We start from the raw sequence: 19,319 nt of genomic DNA on the forward strand, positions 1-19,319 counted from the left end.
ACTCGTGAACCCCGAACTCCCGGCCGGCTGGACCCTGGCCGCCAGCGCCTTCAACTGGACGCCCGACGTCATCCGGGCCGAACGCACGGCAACGGACATCGCGGTCGGCATCGTCGAGGACGGGATCGCGTCGACCATCGAACTCGAACCGGGCCAGCTCTGGCGCTCGTTCCCTGCGCCGCTCGACCGCGAGGTCGACGAACTCCGGGAGCGCCTCGACGCCGCACACGGTCGTGTGAGCATCGTCGGCGCCAGCCTCGACGACTGGATCGACACGACGCATCATCGAACCGATGCCGAGCGGCTGGAGTTCCTCCGCCCGCAGCTGCAGGCCGCGCACCGCGTCGGCGCGTCCGGGGTGCGACTGCCGGTCGGGCAGGCCGGCCGGGGACTGCTCGAGCAGATCCTGCCGCTCCTCGCCGATCTCGACCTCGTGCTCTACGAGGAGATCCAGGGGCAGCAGTCGCCGACTTCACCGGCCACCGCGCCGGCGATTCGGACCATCGCAGACCTGGACGATCCGCACCTCCGCCTCCTCGTCGACATCAGCATGCTCATGCCCGCGCTCCCGCCGAGCTACCTCGAGCGCCTCGATCGCGCCGGCATCCCCCATGCGCTGCTCGCGCGCCTCGAGCACGACTGGCAGGACCCGTCGACGGGCGATGCCGTCGTCGAGCATCTCCGCTCGGGCGCCGTGCCCGCATCGATCCACGCGATGTACATGAACCTGCTGGTGCGGTTCGGCCGCTCCCCGGCGAGCGAGCTCCGCGACATCCTGCCGCTCGTCGGCGCGTTCCACCTGAAGTTCTGGGATCTCGATGACGCCGACGCCCGCGTGTCGGCGCCGATCCGCGACCTGGGCGCCGTGCTCGCCGGGACGCCGTTCATGGGCACGCTCACCAGCGAGTGGGGCGGCCACGAATGGCTGGAGGAAGCCGACGCGTCCGACATGACGCGACGCCACCTCGCCCTCGCCCGCGGGGCGCTCGTCGAGGGTGGGCTCGTCGCCGCGGGCATCGGGCGAGCGCATCACGGAGCGCAATGAGCTAGCGATCGGCATCGATCACGTTGATAGACTGGGCTGACCCGACCCCAGTGAAGGAACACAACGACGTGTCCGATTCCCATGCTCCGCTCTCGCGACTCGACCTCAATCTGCTCGTGTCGCTCGACGCCCTGCTCACCGAGCGCAGCGTGACCCGCGCCGCCGAACGCCTCCACCTCAGCCAGCCCGCGCTGAGTGCGTCACTGGCGCGCCTCCGGACGCACTTCAACGACCCGATCCTGGCGCGCAGCGGCAACACCTACGAGCTCACCCCGCTCGCCTCGCGGCTGACCGAGCACACCGCCGCGGCCCTCGACGCCGCCCGCCGCGTCTTCGAGAGCTCGGCCGAGTGGGACCCGAGCCAGTCGACCCGCGAGTTCGCCATCTACGGCTCCGACTACAGCTTCGCCACGACCGGTCGACGGGTCGCCGCGCTCGCGGCCGAGCGGGCTCCGGGCGTGCGCTTCCGATTCATGGTCCACAACCAGCAGATCGTCGAGGACGCCGTGAACCGCCTCCGCGGAGCCGATGCACTGCTCATGCCGCACGGGTTCCTGACGGACCTGCCGTACACCGACCTCTGGACGGACCGCTGGGTCGTCGTCGCCGACGAGGGCAACACGGCGGTCCACGACGAGGTGACCCTCGAGCACACCGCCGAACTCCCGTGGGTCTTCACGTACATGTCGCGTTCGGCCTTCACCTCCGCGACGCGCCAGATCCAGCAGCTGGGCATCGAGCCGCACGTCGAGGCGGTCGTCGAGAGCTTCCTGCTGAACCCGATGTTCGTCGTGGGCACGAACCGCCTCGCGCTCGTCCAGGCGAGCCTGGCCGACTACGCGCGGCACGCCGCCGGGGTCCGCGTGTTCGAGCCGCCGTTCGATGCGACGCCGATCCACAACGCGATGTGGTGGCATCCGGTGCACCGCCGCGACCCCGAGCACGAGTGGCTGCGCGGGCTCTTCGTGGAGGCCTCCGCGGGCCTCGGCGTCGACGACTGAGCGCCGAGGTCAGTTCCGCGCGCGGTCGCGGGGTCGCCGCCGCGCGGCGGGGATGTCCGGCACCGCTCGTGCACGGCCGACGACGTTCCGGATCTCGCCGATCCGCTCCACGTGCATCACGACCTCGTCGCCCTCTGCGAGCGGCGGAGGGGTCAGTTCGCCCGCGCGGCCCCAGAGCTCTGCGAGGCATCCGCCGTTGCCCGCCGTCCCCGACCCGAGCACGTCGCCCGGCACGACCCGCGAATCGCGGGAGGCGTACGCCACGAGCTCCCCGAACGGCCAGCCCATGTTCGACAGCAGGTCGTGCCCGAGGCGCTCGCCGTTGACGAAGACCTGCATGGCGACGGGGAGGAACCCCTCGTCGTCGACCAGGTCGGCGAACTCGTCGGCGGTGGTGATCCATGGGCCGAGTGTCGTGGCGAAGTCCTTGCCCTTGGCCGGCCCCAGCCGCACCTTCATCTCGCGACCCTGGATGTCGCGCGCCGACCAGTCGTTGAAGATCGTGTAGCCGAAGATGTGGCCGACGGCCTCGGCGGGAGCCAGGTCGCGACCGTCGGAACCGACGACGCCGCCGATCACCGCGCCGACCTCGAGCTCGAAGTCGAGCCGCCCGGTCGCGGGCGGGCGCACCACGTCGCCGGTCGCCACGATCGAGTGCGGGTTCGTGAAGTAGAAGGTCGGGTAGGTGTACCACTCGTCGGCGACGTGGCTCGCGCCGTCGACCGAGGCGGTCACGCCCTCGACGTGCTCCTCGAAGGCGACGAAGTCGCGCACGCTCGCGGGCACGACCGGAGCGAGCAGCTCGACGTCGGCGAGGGGCAGGGCGGATGCCGCGGCGTCGCCCTCCAACTCGGCGGCGAGCGTCGGCAGATCGGCGAGTCCTGCGGCGAGCACGTCGGCGACCGAGAGCCCGCGCGGGAATGGCACGACGCCATCGCCGATCACGAACCCCTCTCCGACCGCGCCGGCGTGCGTCCAGCGCGCGATCCTCATGCGACTCCCCCGGCCGCGACCGGGTGTGCGCCTCGGTCGGGCAGCCGCGCGCCGAACAACTCGACCGCGTTTCCCGAGAGGACGGCGCGCGCCGCCGCCTCGTCGAGCCCGGCCTCGCGCACCCGCTCGACCGGGTCGTCGACGCCCATGTCGAACGGATAGTCGGTGCCGACGAGCACCCGATCGGCGCCCGCGGCCGCCACGAGGGCGCGCAGCGCATCCGGCGTGTGCACGAGCGAGTCGAAGCGCAGGCGCCGCAGGTACGACGACGGCAGGTCGCGGCATCCGTGGGCCTCGGGGCGAACCTGCCATGCATGGTCGGAGCGCCCGAGGAAGGTCGGCAGGTAGCCCCCGCCGTGGGCGGCAACGAGCTTCAACCCCGGATGCCGGTCGAGCACGCCCGAGAAGATCAGGTGCGAAAGTGCGACCGCGTTCTCGACCGGCTGGCCGACCGTGTTCGAGAGGTAGAACCGGTCGAGCCGTTCGTCGAGGCTGCAGCCGAACGGGTGCAGGAACACGATCGCGTCGAGCTCGACGGCGCGCGACCAGAGCGGCTCGAGCCGCTCATCGGAGAGCTCCACGTCACCGGCGAACGACGAGAGTTCGACCCCGGCGAGGCCGTGCTCGAGGACGGCGTCCTCGAGTGCCGCGACGATCAGGTGCGGATGCTGCAGCGGCACGAGCCCGAGCCCGACGAGTCGCTCGGGAGCACCGGCGACGTGCTCGGCGATCGCGCGGTTCGCCTCGCGGGCAGCCCACACGGCGAGGTCCTCCCCCGCCCACGGGTAGTAGTGCGACGGCGACGGCGAGACGACCTGCACGTCCACTCCCTGCCGGTCCATCTCGGCCAGGCGCGCGTCGAGCGAGGTGAGGAGCGCCATCCGCTCGCCGATCATGCGCCCGGATGCCGCGAGGCTCTCCGGCCCGTTCCGACGCGCCTCCAGCGCCTGCGCTGACGCGAACCCCTCGGGATCGCGTTCGCCGACGGCCCGCTGCAGCGCCGGGAGGAGCAGGTGGGCGTGCACGTCGACGACGGGCGAGGGCGACCCGCTCATGCGGGCTCGCTCACGAGCATCGCGATGCGCCGCATGAGACCGGGCACGTCGGCGTCCTGCACGTGGTCGATCTGCCACTGGCCGAGCTGCACCGAGGCCTCGACGACCTCGGTGGCGCGGGGCAGCCGCCGCGCGTGGAACTCGTCCCAGAGCGACTGGTCGACGGCGTCCCGGCCGAGTAGGAGTTCGGCGAGCACGACCGCGTCCTCGCCGGCCTGGGCGGCGCCCTGCGCGATCGTGGGCGGGCAGCTGTGCGCGGCGTCGCCGATCACCACGACACGGCCGCGGTTCCACGCATCGGGGATCACGTGCCGGGTGAACCACGTGTAGTTCACCCGGGAGGCGCCGTCGAGCGACTCGCGGATCTCGTTCCACGGGCCGCCGTACGCCTGCGAGAGCTCCTTCATGACCTCGACGCCCTGCTCCGGCGAGAGCAGGTGGCGGTCCTGCGCGGGTTCGACGAGGTAGGCGTACATCATGTCCTCGCTCGTCGGGCAGTACCCGGCGATGTAGACGGGTCCGCCGTAGTACAGGTCGGTCTGCGTGACCTCCTCCGGGCGCGGCACGAAGGCGCGCCAGATGCCCATGCCGGTCCGCTCGGGCTCGATGTCGATGCCGAGCCGGCTCCGAATGCTGGAGTTGAGGCCGTCTGCACCGATCAGCAGGTCGTAGCGAGCCGTCGACCCATCACTCAGGACGACGTCGACGCCGGTGTCGTCCTGCGTGAAGCTCGACACGGTCGTGCCGTAGCGGATGCGCGCGCCGAGCTCCGTCGCTCGGTCGGCGAGGATCCGCGCCAGGTCGGGGCGGTACATGCCGGCGACCGCCGGGTAGTCGGGTCCGCCCGTCCGCGCGTCGGGGATCTGCGCGATGAACGGGGCGTCGGGGCCGGGCGCGCGCAGGCCGGTCTGGTTGAAGAAGTAACCGGCCTCCTGCACCTGGTCCCACACGCCGAGACGGTCGAACACGCGCAACGCGTTGCCCTGGAGCGTGATGCCGGAGCCGAGGGCGGAGAGGTCGGGCTTGACCTCGAAGACGTCGACGTCGACGCCCCCTTCGGCGAGCAGGATGGCGGCGGCGCTGCCGGCCACTCCGGAGCCGACGATCGCGACGCGGGAGACTGCGGTCATGGTGGATCCCTCCTTTGGGATTCGGTTCGGGTCTTACTTCAGGGCGACGGGGTTCACGGGCGAGCCGACGGCGCCGGTGATCGGAAGTGGCGGTGCGACGAGCAGGAACTCGTAGACACCGTCGGCGGCGCAATCCGCGGCGAGCGCCTCGAGGTCCCACATCTCGCCGACGGTGAGTCCGAGGTTCGGGATCACGACCTGGTGCAGCGGCTGGAACGCGTCGTCGAACTCGTTCGGACGCACCTCGAAGCCCCACGTGTCGGTCGCGATCGCCGCGATCTCCGTGCGATGGAGCCATCCGGCCGTCGTGAACGACAGACCCGCGCTGGGTCCGCCCGCGTAGCCGTTCCAGCCCTCGCGGAGGGCGCGGGCGTAGCGACCGGTTCGCACGAGCACGAGGTCGCCGCGGCCGACGGCGCTCGTCGCGCCCTGGGCCTCGATGCAGGCGTCGAGTTCGGCGGCGGTGATGGCGTAGCCGTCTGGCAACTCGCCCGCAGAAGCGTCGTCGGTCGCCTCGGGCCACAGGAAGCGGCCGAGGTCGAGCAGGACGCCGCGTCCGACGATGGCGGACGCCGCGTGCTCGATGCCGGTGACGAGGTCGCCGTCGCTCGTGACGACCTGACCGGCCGGACGACCGTTCCATGCCAGGCCGCGGTCGAAGATGTGGCCCAGGCCGTCCCACTGCGTGGAGCACTGCAGCGGCATGGCGATGACGTCGTCGGCGCCGCCGATGCCGTGCGGGAAGCCCTGGTTCCCGGCCGCGGCATCCGTACCGGTGTCGAGCATCGTGTGCACCGGGTTCGTGCGGCGGCGCCAGCCCTGCTGGGGGCCGTTCATGTCGAACGGCTGCGAGAGCGAGAAGGTCGCGCCGCGCCGCACCAGCGCGGCTGCACGGGCGCGCTCGGCATCGCCGATGAAGTTCAGCGTGCCGAGCCGGTCGTCCTCGCCCCAGCGGCCCCAGTTGCGGTACGCGTCGGCGGCCTCGGCGATGTGCCGTTCGGGGTCGGTGCGGTCGAGCGCGGCCGGGTCCTCGGTCGGGGTGGTCCGGGCAGCGGATGCCGCGGCGGCGGACGACGTCATCGGGCGCCCGCCTCGGCGATGGCGGGCTCGCCCGCGGCATCCGTCACCCGCTCGGCGACCGCCCGCACGGTCTGGGCACCGAGTCCCTCGATCGCTCCGACCATGACGTCGCCGTCGCGGAGCATCCGACCGTGCACGATGCCGTTGCCTGCGGGGCTGCCCGTGAGCAGCAGGTCGCCGGGCAGCAGGGGCATGTTCTGCGACGCGCCCGCGATGAGCGCGGGCAGGTCGAAGAGCAGGTCGGAGGTCGTGGCGTCCTGCATCGTGTCGCCGTTCAGCGTCAGTTCGAGGTGCAGGTCGCCGGGGTTCGGCACGAAGGGCGCGGGCACGAGGAAGGGGCCGGTCGGCAGGAAGCCCGGCGCGTTCTTGCCGCGGTACCAGTCGGTGCCGATCTCCTTCATGTCCTGGCGGAACACGAGGTCGCGCGTCGTGATGTCGTTCACGATCGTGTACCCGGCGACGTGGTCCATCGCGTGCTCGCGGTCGACGCGGAACGCCTCGCGCCCGATCACGACGGCGAGTTCGAGCTCCCAGTCGTGCTGGTCGCTGTACGACGGCAGGACGAGGTCGACGTCGTCGCCGACCACCGCGGCCGGCAGTCCGATGAAGAAGTAGGGGATGCCCTCGCGCGCGCGGCGGTCCATCATGTCGGCCGCCCACTCGCGCAGCTCCTCGATGGGCCGCGGGTCGTTCTTCGCACGGCCGGCCGCGACGAGGTCGATGACGTGCGTGCGGTAGTTCGCCCCCGTCTGCAGCACCTGGCTCGGCGTGACGGGCGCCGTGAGGGTGACGTCGGCGAGCGGATGCCACGTGCCATCCGCCCGGTCGACCAGTCGGGCGAGTCGATCCCAGGACGCGGGCGCCTCGGCGAGGAACGCGTTGAGGTCCGTCGCGCCGAGCTCGGCCGGCCCGATCTCGCGGACCCGCTCGCCGGCCACGAGGCCGAGCCGTGTCGGACCGCCCTCGTCAAGGCGGAAGCGCACGATGGCGAAGCGGGCGGTCAGGCCGTCGGACGACGATGTCACGGATGTCTCCAATCACGCGCGCGGCGGTGGGCGGCGTGCGTCCAGTCAACCGCTCGATCGGGTATCAGTGAAGGCCGCATCCTTGATGGACTCCATCAGTCCTGTCGATGGGCGGCACCCATCGATCGCGCGATCGGCAGCCCGCCGCCGTGGCCGGTGAGTCCACCGTCGACCGCGATCTCCGTTCCGGTGACGAACGCGGCGTCCGGCGAGAGCAGATGGGCGATCACGGCCGCGACCTCCTCGGGTGCACCGGCGCGGCCGAGCGGCGCCGCCTCGAGGTTCGCCGCTCGGAAGGGCTCGGGCGCGCTCGCGGTCATCGGCGTCGCGATGAACCCGGGGATCACCAGGTTCACGCGGATGCCGCGTGGACCGAGCTCCATCGCCGCGGTCTTCGTGATGCCGCGGATCGCCCACTTGCTCGCGCCGTAGGCGATGCCGTAGTGCGCCATGACCCCGGCAGCCGATCCGACGTTCACGATGGACGCGCCCGAACGCATGAGGGGCGCGAGCGCCTGGATGCCGAGCGCCGGTCCGGTCGCGTTGACCGCGAAGGCCTGTTCGAAGTCGTCGGCCGTCGCGTCGTCCAGCCGGGCGCGCCGCGTGATGCCCGCGGCGTTGACGAGGCCGTCGAGCGCGGTGCGCTCGGCGGTGAGCTGCTCGGCGATGCGGGCCCATTCGTCCGGTGCGCTCACGTCGAGCGCGATCCGTTCGACGTCGTCGGCCGCCGGCGCTCCGCCGCCGTGCCGGCCGAGGTCGGCGGCGATCACCCGGGCACCGGCAGCGGCGAGCGCAGCGGCCGTCGCTGCGCCGATCCCGGATGCCGCGCCGGTCACGACGTACGTGCGGTCTTCGTGCGAGCCCATCGGCGACCCCTTCCCTGCGAACACCCGTGCATCCATCGTGTCCTCTCGGAGGGGACGTGATGCGTCGCATCGAGGATCGTGATGGCCACGCCCGTGTCCCGTCCCTACGCTGGCGTGAGACCCCGGGAGGCTGGCGCGCATGGCCGACATCGACGACGACCGTCGTTCGACGCTCGACCCCGCCCGCCTGTTCTCGTGCGCCGGGCAGGTCGCGGTGGTCACGGGCGGCTCCTCGGGCATCGGGCGGGCCTGCGCGGAGGCGCTGGCCGCCGCCGGGGCTCGCGTGCTGATCGCCGCGCTGCCCGATGCGGGGCCGGAGGACGTCGCCCGCCGCATGCGGGCATCCGGGCTCGACGTCGAGGCCATGGGCATCGACCTGACGGCGACCGGCTCGGCGACCGCGCTCGTTTCGGGGGCCGTCGCCCGCTGGGGCCGTCTCGACACGGTCGTCGCGAACGCGGGTGCGGCGCTCGATGCTCCGGGTTCGATCGACCTCGAGGCGCTCGACCGCATGTACGCGCTGCACGTGCGATCGGTCGCCGAACTCGCGAATGCCGCGGCGCCGGTGATCGCCGACAGTGGCGGCGGGGCGTTCCTCGTGATGTCGAGCCTCGCCGGGCTGCGCGGCAACCGCGTGCTCTCGGGCTACGCCATGACGAAGGCGGCGAACGCGCAACTCGCCCGGAACCTCGCGGTGCAGTGGGGGCACGCGGGCGTCCGCGCGAACGCGATCTCGCCGGGCGTCATCGCGACCGAGTTCGCCCGGCCGATCACCGACGATCCGGCGATCGCCGTCCTCCGCCGGGAGCGCACGCCGCTCGGCCGCTTCGGCCGCGTCGAGGAGGTCGCCGGCGCGGTGGTCTGGCTCGCGTCATCCGCCGGCGCCTTCACCACGGGGCAGAACATCGTGATCGACGGCGGGACGCTCATCGCGGACTGACGGCGCACGACCGCGCACCGGGTGCCCGGTGCCGTCACGCCCGCGCGAACACCGCCGCGAGCGCCTGTCCGCCGCCGATGCACATGGTCTCCAGGGCGAGCTCGCCGTCGAGCGCCGGGAGTTCGTGCGCGAGGGTCGCGAGGATGCGGATGCCGGTGGCGCCGATCGGGTGCCCGATCGAGATGCCGCTCCCCTGCGGGTTCAGCCGCGGGTCCTCCGCATCCACGCCCCAGTCGGCGAGGCAGGCGAGCACCTGCACGGCGAACGCCTCGTTGAGCTCGATCACGTCGAGGTCGTCGAAGCCGATGCCCGCGCGCTGCAGCGCGAGGTTCGCCGCGGGCACGGGCGCGACGCCGAAGCGCAGCGGGTCGTTGCCCGCGACCGCCCAGGAGACGAGGCGCAGCGCCGGGTCGAGCCCGAGCTCGGCGGCACGTTCCGGCGTGGTCACGACGCATGCAGCCGCAGCGTCGTTCTGACCGCTCGAGTTGCCGGCCGTGACGGTCGCGTCGGGATCGCCGCGGCCGAGGATCGGTCGAAGGGCGCCGAGCGCGTCGAGCGTCGTGTCGGCGCGGGGATGCTCGTCGCGATCGACGACGACGGGTCCGCGACGACCGGGCACCTCGACCGGCACGAGCTCGGCGCCGAACGCCCCGGACTGCTGCGCCGCGACCGCCCGGCGGTGCGACTGCAGGGCGAAGGCATCCTGCGCCTCGCGCGAGATGCCGTAGTCGGCGCGCAGCAGCTCGGCGGAGCCGACGTTGCCCTCGGGGGTCGGGAAGTTCACGCCGCCGACGGTCTCGCGTCCGCGCGCGAGCGCGTCGTGGAGCATGAGTCCGCCTGGCGACACGCCACGCCGGCCCTGCTCGGTGTAGATCGGCGCGTTCGACATCGACTCCGCGCCGAGCGCGACGACGACGTCGGAGACGCCGGTCTGCACCTCCATCGCCGCGTTGAGCACGGCCTGCAGGCCCGATCCGCACCGGCGGTCGAGCTGGTACCCCGTGGTCGTGACCGGGAACCCGGCGTCGAGCGCCGCGACCCGTCCGAACGCGGGCGACTCCATGGTCGGGTAGCCCTGGGAGCCGATCACGCCGTCCACCGCCGCCGGGTCGAGCCCGGTGCGGTCGAGCAGGGCCCGCAGCACCACGACGCCGAGGTCGCGCGCCGACAGCGGGGCGAGCACCCCGCCCATGCGCCCGACCGGCGTTCGAAGCGGCGCGCACACGACGACCTCGCGGAGTTCGGTCATCCCGCGGCCGCCGTGAGCGACTCCGCAACCGTGAACGCGGCGCCCGTGGCATCCGTCACCTGCTCGACGGTCACGCCGGGCGCGAGCTCGACGAGCACGAACCCGTCGTCGGTGACGTCGAACACGGCAAGGTCGGTGATGACCCGGTCGACGCACGCGCGCCCGGTGAGCGGCAGGGTGCACTGCTCGACGAGCTTGGCCGAGCCGTCCTTCGCGACGTGCTCCATGACGACGATGACGCGCTCGGCGCCGTTGACGAGGTCCATGGCGCCGCCCATGCCCTTGACCATCTTGCCGGGCACGGCCCAGTTGGCGATGTCGCCGTGCGCCGAGACCTGCATGGCGCCGAGCACGGCGGTGGTGATGCGTCCGCCGCGGATCATGCCGAAGCTCGCGGCCGAGTCGAAGTAGGCGGCGCCGGGCAGCACCGTGACGGTCTCCTTGCCGGCGTTGATGAGCTTGGGGTCGGCCTCGCCCTCCCACGGATAGGGGCCGACGCCGAGGATGCCGTTCTCGGAGTGCAGCACGACCTCGACGCCCTCGGGCAGGTGGTTCGGGATCAGCGTCGGCAGGCCGATGCCGAGGTTCACGTACGAGCCGTCCTCGAGCTCGCGGGCCGCGCGCGCGGCCATCTCGTCGCGGGTGAGCGGCATCAGCGGGCCTCCTCCTGGTCGGTGGTGTCGGTGGCGGATGCCGCGGGCCGCGGCCGCACGGTGACCTTCTCGATCGGCAGGTCGGCGGCCTGTTCCGGCGTGAGCTCCACGACGCGGTCGACGTAGATGCCGGGCAGGTGGATGTCGTCGGGGCCGAGCACGCCCGGCTCGACGAGTTCGTCGACCTCCGCGACCGTGATGCGGCCGGCCATCCCGGCGAGCGGGTTGAAGTTGCGGGTCGACTTCTCGAAGCGCAGGTTGCCGTGGCGGTCGCCGACGGCGGCCCGTACGAGCCCGTAGTCGGTGCGGATGGCCTGCTCGAGCACGTACTCGCGCGACCGGCCGAACGTCGCGAAGGGCCGCAGCTCCTTGGGTTCGCTCGCGAGCGCGACCGAGCCGTCGGGCGCGTAGCGCAGCGGCATCCCGCCGTCGGAGACCGCCGTGCCCGCGCCGGTCGCGGTGTAGAACGCCGGGATGCCGACGCCGCCCGCGCGGAGCCGTTCGGCGAGCGTGCCCTGCGGGGTCAGTTCGACCTCGACCTCGCCCGAGAGGTACTGGCGGCCGAACTCCCGGTTCTCGCCGATGTAGCTCGCGATGATGCGGCGGATGCGGCCCTCGGCGAGGAGGAGCCCGAGGCCCCACCCGTCGACGCCGCAGTTGTTCGAGACGACCTCGAGGCCGTCGACCTCGCGCTCGAGGAGGGCGCGGATGAGCGTGATCGGCACGCCCGACAGCCCGAAGCCGCCGACCGCGAGCGACGCGCCCGAGGGGATGTCGGCGACGGCGTCGGCGGCCGTCGCGAAGGTCTTGTCCATGTCTGCTCCGGGGTCAGGGGGTGTCGTCGGCGTCGGTCGAGGTGTCGGGGCCCGGCGGCGTGGCAGGTTCGCCGCGGCCGGGGGCGGATGCCGCGCCATCCGCCTCGGCGAACACCTCGCGCATGATCGCGAACGCGGCGTTCGAGGCCGGAAGCCCCGCGTAGAGCGCGGTGTGCAGCAGCACCTCGGCGATCTCGTCGCGGGTCAGGCCGTTGCGGAGCCCCGCGCGCACGTGCATCGCGATCTCGTTGTCGTGGCCGCCGGTGGTGAGGCTCGCGAGGGTCGCGATCGAGCGCTCCCGGCGGCTGAGACCGGGTCGGTCCCAGATCTCGCCCCACGCGTATCTCGTGAGGAAGTCCTGGAACGCAGCGGTCTCCGGAGTCGTCGCGGCGACCGCGCGGTCGACGTGCGCGTCGCCGAGCACGGACCGTCGTACGAGCATGCCGCGCGCGGAGGCGGTCGCGGCGGCACCGTCGCGCTCGGCGCGGTCGACGTGCGCGGCGATGAGCTCCGCGGCGGTCGCGGGCTCCTCGAGCACGGCGAGGTGCGAGGCGCCGTCGAGCGAGACGTGCCGGCCGTCGGGAACGGCGTCGGCGAGGTCCTGCATCGACGCGGGCGTGGTCACGGTGTCGTGCTCGCCGCTGATCGCGAGCGTCGGCGCCGCGAGGTCGCCGAGCACGGCCGTGCGGTCGAAGTCGGCGAGGGACTCCGCGCAGCGGGCGTACGACTCGTCGTCGATGTCGACGAGCGCGGTGAGCGTCGACGCGCCGGGTCCGCCGGCATCACGGTCGAGGAAGCCGCGGGCGAACCACCGGTTCGCGCTGCCGGTCACGAGCGACGCGGTGCCGCTCGCCCGGACGGTCGCAGCACGCTCGGCCCAGCCGTCGGACGTGCCGATGCGCGAGCCGCTGCAGCTCGTCACGAGGCTGAGCACGCGATCGGGATGCGCGACGGCGAGTTCGAGCGCGATCGCGCCGCCGAGCGAGACGCCGGCGACGTGGAAGGCGCCGCCGCCGGCCTCCTCGACCACCGCGAGCACGGCGTCTGCGAGGTCGCCGATCGTGAACCCGTCAGCGGTCGCCGGGCTCGAGCCGTGCCCGGGCAGGTCGACTCGGAGGATCCGCAGGGCCGCCGTGCGGCGATCGGCGCGAAGCGCCGTGACGACGCCGTCCCACAGGGCGGTGGTGGTGCCGAGCGAGGGAAGCAGCACGAGGAGCGGGCTCGCGGGCGCCGGTGCGGCGCCGGGTGCGAAGGAGCCGAGGAGTCGGGGCGCGGTCATGGTCGGGTCTCCGGTCCGGTGGGGGCGCTGGTGCGGGCGAAGCGGGCCAGCGCGCCGTCGACGATGCGAGCGGATGCCGCGGCCAGCACGTCGCGGTCGGGCCGCTCGCCGGCCGGTCCGGCCTCCGCGAGGATCACGGCGGCGCGATCGGCGTCGAATGACGTCGCCTCGACGAGCTGCTCGGCCGAGGCGGAAGCCGATGCGGCGAGGCGCACGAGCCGGCGGAGCGCCGACCACTCCGCGTGCCAGCGTCCGGCCGGCCGTTCGTCGCCGGCAACGGCGGCGCTCGCGACGACCTGCAGGAGTGCGGGCGCCTCGACGGCCGCGGCCGTGATGCGGACGGCGTCGACGGGGTTCTGCTTGTGCGGCATCGCGGAGGATCCGCCGCCGCCGGCGAGCCGCACCTCGCCGATCTCCTCGCGGGAGAGGAAGGTCACGTCGCCGGCGATCCGGCCGAGCGCCGCCACGACCGTCGCCGACGTCATGGCGACGGCGAGTGCCGGGGCCCGCTCGGTGTGCCAGGCCCGACCGGGATCGGCGAGGCCGAGCCGGCGCGCGAGCCCCGCGCGGACCTCGTCGGCGCCCGTGGTTCGTCCGGCCGCGGCATCCGCTGCCGTACCGGTGCCCACGGCACCGCCGAACTGCACGGGGAAGGTCGCCTCGTCGATCGCGGCGATCGCCGAGCTCACGCCGTCGAGCCAGCCCGCGGCGAGCACGCCGAGCGTCGAGGCCTCGCCGTGCCGTGCGAGCGAGCGGCCGATGCGGAAGCCGCTGCGGTGCTCGTCCGCGAGCGCGCCGAGTCCGCGGCCGGCGCCCACGAGCGCGGTGCGCGCACCGAGCAGCGCGTCGCGCGCGACCAGCATGAGCGCGCTGTCGACGACGTCTTGGCTCGTCGCGCCGAGGTGCAGCCGCTCGGCGGACAGGCCCGCCGCCTCGAGCTGGGCCCGGAGCGCGGGAACGAGTCGGACGACCGGCACGCCGTCGCGCGCGACGCCCTCGCGGAGGTCGTCGCGGTCGAGCGCGGCCTCGTCGAGCGCGTCGGCCTGCGCGTCGAGGAACTCGTCGAGCAGGTCGCCCCAGGTCTGCAGCAGTGCGCGTTCCACGTCGACCATCGCGGCGAGCACCGCGTCGTCGTCGGTGCCGTTCGCGTCGGCGCCGCCGGGATCGAGCAGTCCCCAGTCGGTCATCGCTCCATCCTCGTCACACCTCGGTGCCGTAGTCGAGGAACACGGTCTCGTTCTCGCCCTGCAGCCGGATGTCGAACCGGTACGAGCGCGGCGCGTCGGCCTCGGCGATGAGCGTGTCGCGACGGTCAGCGTCGACGCGGGCGAGCAAGGGGTCGGCCTCGTTGGCCTCGGGCTCGTCGCCGAAGTACGCCCGGGTGGAGAGGTGATGCAGGACCCCGCGCGCGAAGACCGTGACGAGCAGGTACGGCGCGGAGCCCGGTCGCGCTGCGCCGGGCTTCACGGTCGTGAACGAGTAGTGGCCGTCGCGGTCGACGGCGGCACGGCCGAAGCCGGCGAACCCGTGCTGGTCGCGCGCGAACGATCCGCGCTCGGTGGAGGGCCGCCCCGTGGCATCCGCCCCCCAGATCTCGACGATCGCGTCGGGGATCGGGTCGCCCGCGCCGTCGAAGACCGTGCCATGCACCCGGACGGCGTCGGGCTGCCAGGCCGCACGGACGTCGGGCCCGCCCGCGTACGGCAGCGCGTAGCCGAAGAAGGGTCCGACCGTCTGCGACGGGGTCTGGCCGAGCGGCCCCTCGTGCGCCGGGGCGTGCGCGTGCGCGCCGGGCAGGTCGGTCGCGTCGAAGGCCTCGCGGCCGTTCGTGTCAGGCATGGTCGGCGTCCTCCGGTTCCATCCACGTGGACGTCGGTCCGGTGAGCACGACGTCCCACCGGTAGCCGAGCGCCCACTCGGGCTCGCTCACGTCGTGGTCGTAGGTCGCGACGAGGCGCTCGCGTGCGGCCGGGTCGACGATCGACTGGTAGATCGGGTCGAGTGCGAACAGCGGATCGCCCGGGAAGTACATCTGCGTGATCAACCGCTGCGTGAACGCGGAACCGAAGAACGAGAAGTGGATGTGCGCCGGCCGCCACGCGTTGCGGTGGTTCTTCCACGGGTACGCGCCGGGCTTGATGGTCGTCAGCCGGTACGAGCCGTCGTCGCCCGTGATGATGCGGCCCACGCCCGTGAAGTTCGGGTCGAGCGGCGCCGGATGCTGGTCGCGCTTGTGCACGTAGCGACCCGACGCGTTCGCCTGCCAGATCTCGATGAGCTGGTTGCGCACGGGGCGCCCGTCGCCGTCGAGGATCCGGCCGGTCACGATGATGCGCTCGCCGAGCGGCTCGCCGGTGTGCTGGATCGTGAGATCGGCCTCCTCGGCGGCGACGTCGGTGTGCCCGAACGCCGGGGAGACGAGCTCGATCTCCTCGGGATCGGCGCGCACGAGCTCGTGGGTGGGGTGGCGCAGCGTCGTCGAACGGTACGGGGCGAAGTCGCGGCGCGGGTGCGCCGCGAGGGGGCGGGCAGCGGATGCCGCGGCATCCCCCTCGGCGCGGTGGCGGTCGGCGATCTCGTCGCTGATGGTCGCCTGGGTCAGTTCAGGCTGTTGTGCGGGTCGTTGCATGGTCACTCCGTGGTGAAGGGGAGGCCGGCGTACTGCTCGGCGAGGGATTCCTGCGCGTGACGCGAGCCGAATAGGTACTCGAGCTGGCCGACCTGGCTGCGGTAGCGGAAGTCGCGGGCGGACGCATCCGGCGCCTCGCGGTGGAGGTGGAGCATGTCGGTCATCCACTGCGAGAACTGCTGCACCTTCCACTGGCGCGACAGCGCCGCATCGCTGTAGCCGGCGAGCCCGGTCTCGTCGCCCTCGCGGATGCTCCGGACGAGCGCCCGGCCGAGCATCGTGACGTCGGCGATCGCCGAGTTGAGGCCCTTCGCGCCGGTCGGCGGCACGATGTGCCCGGCGTCGCCGGCGAGGAACAGGCGGCCGTGCGTCAGCGTCGAGACCACGAACGAGCGCATCGGGGTGATCGACTTCTCGGTGATCGCGCCCTCGTGCAGGGTCCAGCCGTCGCTGCCGAGCCGGGTCTGCAGCGCGTCCCAGATGCGGGCGTCCGACCAATCGTCGATCGACTCGTCGTGCGCGACCTGGAGGTAGAGACGGGAGACCTCGAGCGAGCGCATCGAGTGCATCGCGAAGCCGTCGCGGTGCAGTGCGTAGATCAGGTCGTCGGTCGACGGCGGGACGTCGGCGAGGATGCCGAGCCAGCCGAACGGGTAGTCGCGCTCGAACGCCGTGATGCCCGGGATCGACCGCCGCCCGACGCCGTGGTAGCCGTCGGCGCCGACGACGAACTCGCACGCGAGTTCGGTCGCGACACCGCCGTCGGTGTAGCTCACCGTCGGATTCGATCCGTCGAGGCCGGCCGGCGCGGCATCCGTCACCTCGAAGCGGATGTCGCTGCCGAGGCGGTCGTGCTCGGCGAGGAGGTGCGCGACGAGCGCCTGCTGGCCGTAGATGCTCACGGTGCGGCCGACGAGCTCGACGAAGTCGACGTGGTGGCGCTCGCCGTCGTGCTGGAGGTGGATGCCGTGGTGGGTGAGGCCGCGTTCGCGCAGGTCTGCGTCGAGGCCGAGCTCGGCGAGCACGTCGACCGAGCCCTGCTCGAGCACGCCGGCCCGGATCCGGCCGAGCAGGTGCTCGCGCGAGGTGCGCTCGAGGATCGTGAAGCCGATCCCGGCCTGATGGAGGATGTGGCCGAGCAGCAGGCCGGCCGGGCCTGCGCCGATGATGGCGACCTGGGTTCGCACCGTTGGGTCCTTTCACGACGGTGTGGGGTGGACCCATGGTGCGTCGGCGCCGCGTTGCGCCGCACCCCGGATTCCATCCAATGGAAACACCGCGTGTCGGTCGCGATCGGCTCGCGCCTATCCGCGCCACCCGAGCGCCGCGGAGATGCCGCGCCCGGCGATCCGCACGCCGAGGGCGAACTGCGGCTCGCGGAGGCGCTCGACGTGCGCGATGATCGACACCGCCGCGACGACCTCGCCCGAGGCATCCCGAACCGGAGCGGCCACCGAGAACGCGCCCTCGGTCATCGCCTCCACCGAGGTCGCGATGCCGCTGCGCCGCACCTCGGCCATTCGGGCGCGAAGCGCGTCCTCCTCCACGATCGTCCCCGGCAGGTACTTGCGGGGGCCGGCGGCGATCACGTCCTCGAACACGCCCGGCGGCGCGAACGCCAGGAGCGCCTGGCCGACGCCGGTCGCGTGCAACGGCAGCCGCGAGCCGACGTCGGTGATCGTGTGCACCGCGTCCGCGCCCGACAGCCACTCCAGGTAGACGACGCCGAGTCCGTCGCGCACCGCGAGGTGCACGTGCTCGCCGGTGGACTCGAGCAAGTCCTCGAGGTACGGCTTCGCCGCCGTCCGAAGTCGCCTCGACGACGGCTGCCGTACCGAGAGTCGCCAGAGCTTGATGCCGACCCGATAGGTGCCGTCGTCCGCCCGCACGAGCCCGCCCCACTCGACCCACTCCCCCACGAGCCGGTGCGCCGTCGACATGGGCAGGCGCGCCCGGGCGGCGATCTCGCTCAGCGTGAGCTCGTCCCCGCGCTCGAACGCGTCGGCGATCGCGAACAGCTTCTCGGCGACGCTTCGCTCGTCGTATCCACGTCGGGCCACGGGATCAGGCTAGCCCCGAGTCATCCGGCATCCATCGGAGTGATGCTCGCGATCAACAGATTCGGGTTCCCTGATACTCGATGAGCGCCGACAGTGGAAGGGTGCCTGGACGGCACGAGAACCAGGCGGTCGCCAGCACCGCACACGACCGAAGGATCGACGATGATCAAGCTCCTCTCCCATCTCTCGTACCTCGAGCTCGCCTCGCCCGACGTCGAGGCCTCCGTCCGCTTCTACGAGGAGCAGGTCGGGCTTCGGGTGCAGTCGCGCGCGAACGGCAAGGTCTACCTGCGCTCGTGGGGCGACTACTACAACTACTCGCTCGTCATCGCCGAGGGCCCGGAGCCGGCGCTCAACATCATGGCGTGGCGCACCTCGAGCCCCGAGGCACTCGACGAGGCCGCGAAGCGCGTCGAGGACGCCGGCGTCACCGGCGAGTGGATCGCCGAGGGCCACGGCCACGGCCGCTCCTACCGCTTCACCGGCCCGTGGGGCCACACCATGGAGCTGTTCTGGGACGTCGAGAAGTACGAGGCGCCCGATGAGCTGAAGTCGATCTTCCCCGACCGCCCCGAGAAGCGCACCTCGCACGCGGTCGGCCCCCGCCAGCTCGACCACGTGACCGTCGCCTCCTCCGACGTGCGCGCGTTCACCGAGTGGTACCGCGACGTGCTCGGCTTCCGCATCATGGCCTACACCACGCTCGACGAGGCGCCCGTCACGGTGTTCGGCGTGATCACGACGAACGAGAAGTCGCACGACCTCGGCGTGGTGCTCGACAGCTCCGACCGCCCCGGCCGCGTCAACCACTTCGCGTTCTGGGTCGACTCCCGCGAGGAGCTCCTGCAGGCCGCCGATGTGCTCATGGAGAACGGCACCGACATCGAGTACGGCCCGTCGATCCACGGCGTGGGCGAGCAGAGCTTCCTCTACTTCCGCGAGCCGAGCGGCATGCGCGTCGAGTGGAACACTGGCGGCTACCGCAACTACGTCCCCGACTGGGAGCCCGGCGAGTGGAAGCCGTCCACCGGCTCCAACAGCATCTACCGCAACGGCGCCATGCCCATGTCGATGACCGAGTCCTTCCCGCCGGACCCCGGCAAGCCCACCGCCACCGAGGAGGGCATCGTCCCCGGCACCGAGGAGGCGATCCTCAACCCCTACGCGGTCCAGGGTCGCGGCTGAATCGTTCGGACCGGGATCGGGTCCTCCCTTTCGCCGATCCCGGTCCGATCGCAGCACCGACGACGGGCGTCGCACGTGTGGAGCGTGCGGCGCCCGTCGTCGTGTCGGGTTCCGGGTCCGGTGCGCTCTCGCGAGCGACCAGCAACGTCGGGCGAGACGCATGATCCGAGGCAGCCGTGGACGGCAGCCGTCGGCGCTCAGGAGAACCCGTGAAAGGTCGCCCGGATGTACCACGGGCCCCACAGCAACGAGAAAACCCCTGAGAATCTTGCGATTCATCAGGGGTTTTTGGTGGATCTGAGGGGACTCGAACC

The 19,319-nt window shown here is 72.5% G+C and carries 19 protein-coding genes; 4 read left to right on the forward strand and 15 right to left on the reverse strand.

The window, feature by feature from the left end; translation table 11 throughout:
- Positions 1-4: 4 nt before the first annotated feature.
- Positions 5-1,045, forward strand: a complete 1,041-nt coding sequence (locus GJ743_RS13320; protein ID WP_328289177.1) for a restriction endonuclease subunit R — start codon at positions 5-7, stop codon at positions 1,043-1,045.
- A 68-nt stretch (positions 1,046-1,113) separates the two neighbouring features.
- Positions 1,114-2,046, forward strand: a complete 933-nt coding sequence (locus GJ743_RS13325) for a LysR family transcriptional regulator (RefSeq protein ID WP_328289178.1) — start codon at positions 1,114-1,116, stop codon at positions 2,044-2,046.
- A gap of 9 nt (positions 2,047-2,055) precedes the next feature.
- On the opposite strand, the gene GJ743_RS13330 is transcribed toward GJ743_RS13325, so the two are convergent.
- From GJ743_RS13330 to GJ743_RS13355, 6 genes are all read right to left on the reverse strand, one after another.
- Positions 2,056-3,039 carry a fumarylacetoacetate hydrolase family protein gene (locus GJ743_RS13330; protein ID WP_155052402.1) on the reverse strand — a complete coding sequence of 328 codons (984 nt, stop codon included), beginning with the start codon at positions 3,037-3,039 and terminating at the stop codon, positions 2,056-2,058.
- Positions 3,036-4,094: an amidohydrolase family protein gene (locus tag GJ743_RS13335; protein WP_155052403.1), complete on the reverse strand. Its 1,059-nt coding sequence runs from the start codon at positions 4,092-4,094 to the stop codon at positions 3,036-3,038. The genes GJ743_RS13330 and GJ743_RS13335 overlap by 4 nt, the downstream gene beginning before the upstream one ends.
- A complete protein-coding gene (locus GJ743_RS13340; RefSeq protein ID WP_155052404.1) occupies positions 4,091-5,224 on the reverse strand; it encodes an FAD-dependent oxidoreductase in 1,134 nt (377 codons plus the stop codon). Before GJ743_RS13340 ends, GJ743_RS13335 begins: the two co-directional genes overlap by 4 nt.
- A gap of 33 nt (positions 5,225-5,257) precedes the next feature.
- Complete coding sequence (locus GJ743_RS13345) at positions 5,258-6,304, reverse strand: cyclase family protein (protein WP_155052405.1); 1,047 nt, start codon at positions 6,302-6,304, stop codon at positions 5,258-5,260.
- Complete coding sequence (locus tag GJ743_RS13350; protein ID WP_328289179.1) at positions 6,301-7,329, reverse strand: fumarylacetoacetate hydrolase family protein; 1,029 nt, start codon at positions 7,327-7,329, stop codon at positions 6,301-6,303. The genes GJ743_RS13345 and GJ743_RS13350 overlap by 4 nt, the downstream gene beginning before the upstream one ends.
- A 95-nt stretch (positions 7,330-7,424) precedes the next feature.
- Complete coding sequence (locus tag GJ743_RS13355) at positions 7,425-8,195, reverse strand: SDR family oxidoreductase (protein ID WP_155052406.1); 771 nt, start codon at positions 8,193-8,195, stop codon at positions 7,425-7,427.
- A gap of 139 nt (positions 8,196-8,334) precedes the next feature.
- Between GJ743_RS13355 and GJ743_RS13360 the strand changes: the two genes are divergently transcribed.
- Complete coding sequence (locus GJ743_RS13360) at positions 8,335-9,135, forward strand: SDR family NAD(P)-dependent oxidoreductase (RefSeq protein ID WP_155052407.1); 801 nt, start codon at positions 8,335-8,337, stop codon at positions 9,133-9,135.
- 34 nt (positions 9,136-9,169) lie between these two features.
- Here GJ743_RS13360 and GJ743_RS13365 read toward each other — a convergent pair whose 3' ends face one another.
- The 9 genes from GJ743_RS13365 to GJ743_RS13405 form a co-directional block, all read right to left on the reverse strand.
- A complete protein-coding gene (locus GJ743_RS13365; protein ID WP_155052408.1) occupies positions 9,170-10,384 on the reverse strand; it encodes an acetyl-CoA C-acetyltransferase in 1,215 nt (404 codons plus the stop codon).
- Positions 10,381-11,037 carry a CoA transferase subunit B gene (locus GJ743_RS13370; RefSeq protein ID WP_155052409.1) on the reverse strand — a complete coding sequence of 219 codons (657 nt, stop codon included), beginning with the start codon at positions 11,035-11,037 and terminating at the stop codon, positions 10,381-10,383. Before GJ743_RS13370 ends, GJ743_RS13365 begins: the two co-directional genes overlap by 4 nt.
- Positions 11,037-11,852 (reverse strand): CoA transferase subunit A, encoded by an 816-nt coding sequence (locus GJ743_RS13375; protein ID WP_155052410.1) that lies wholly within the window; start codon positions 11,850-11,852, stop codon positions 11,037-11,039. Before GJ743_RS13375 ends, GJ743_RS13370 begins: the two co-directional genes overlap by 1 nt.
- A 13-nt stretch (positions 11,853-11,865) precedes the next feature.
- Complete coding sequence (gene pcaDC / locus GJ743_RS20210; RefSeq protein ID WP_155052411.1) at positions 11,866-13,131, reverse strand: bifunctional 3-oxoadipate enol-lactonase/4-carboxymuconolactone decarboxylase PcaDC; 1,266 nt, start codon at positions 13,129-13,131, stop codon at positions 11,866-11,868.
- Positions 13,128-14,318: a lyase family protein gene (locus tag GJ743_RS13385; protein ID WP_155052412.1), complete on the reverse strand. Its 1,191-nt coding sequence runs from the start codon at positions 14,316-14,318 to the stop codon at positions 13,128-13,130. The genes pcaDC and GJ743_RS13385 overlap by 4 nt, the downstream gene beginning before the upstream one ends.
- 13 nt (positions 14,319-14,331) lie before the next feature.
- Positions 14,332-14,970: a protocatechuate 3,4-dioxygenase subunit alpha gene (pcaG, locus tag GJ743_RS13390; RefSeq protein WP_155052413.1), complete on the reverse strand. Its 639-nt coding sequence runs from the start codon at positions 14,968-14,970 to the stop codon at positions 14,332-14,334.
- Positions 14,963-15,760, reverse strand: a complete 798-nt coding sequence (pcaH, locus tag GJ743_RS13395) for a protocatechuate 3,4-dioxygenase subunit beta (RefSeq protein ID WP_155052414.1) — start codon at positions 15,758-15,760, stop codon at positions 14,963-14,965. The genes pcaG and pcaH overlap by 8 nt, the downstream gene beginning before the upstream one ends.
- A gap of 2 nt (positions 15,761-15,762) precedes the next feature.
- Positions 15,763-16,947 (reverse strand): 4-hydroxybenzoate 3-monooxygenase, encoded by a 1,185-nt coding sequence (locus tag GJ743_RS13400; protein WP_328289180.1) that lies wholly within the window; start codon positions 16,945-16,947, stop codon positions 15,763-15,765.
- A 117-nt stretch (positions 16,948-17,064) separates the two neighbouring features.
- Entirely contained in the window at positions 17,065-17,820 is a 756-nt protein-coding gene (locus GJ743_RS13405) for an IclR family transcriptional regulator (protein WP_328289181.1), read from the reverse strand.
- Positions 17,821-17,982: 162 nt separating this feature from the next.
- Here GJ743_RS13405 and GJ743_RS13410 point away from each other — a divergent pair, with 162 nt between their 5' ends.
- Positions 17,983-19,005: a VOC family protein gene (locus GJ743_RS13410; RefSeq protein WP_155052415.1), complete on the forward strand. Its 1,023-nt coding sequence runs from the start codon at positions 17,983-17,985 to the stop codon at positions 19,003-19,005.
- The last annotated feature ends 314 nt before the right edge of the window (positions 19,006-19,319 follow it).

It is taken from the genome of Agromyces bracchium, from assembly GCF_009709675.1.
Taxonomy (GTDB): Bacteria; Actinomycetota; Actinomycetes; order Actinomycetales; family Microbacteriaceae; genus Agromyces; species Agromyces bracchium.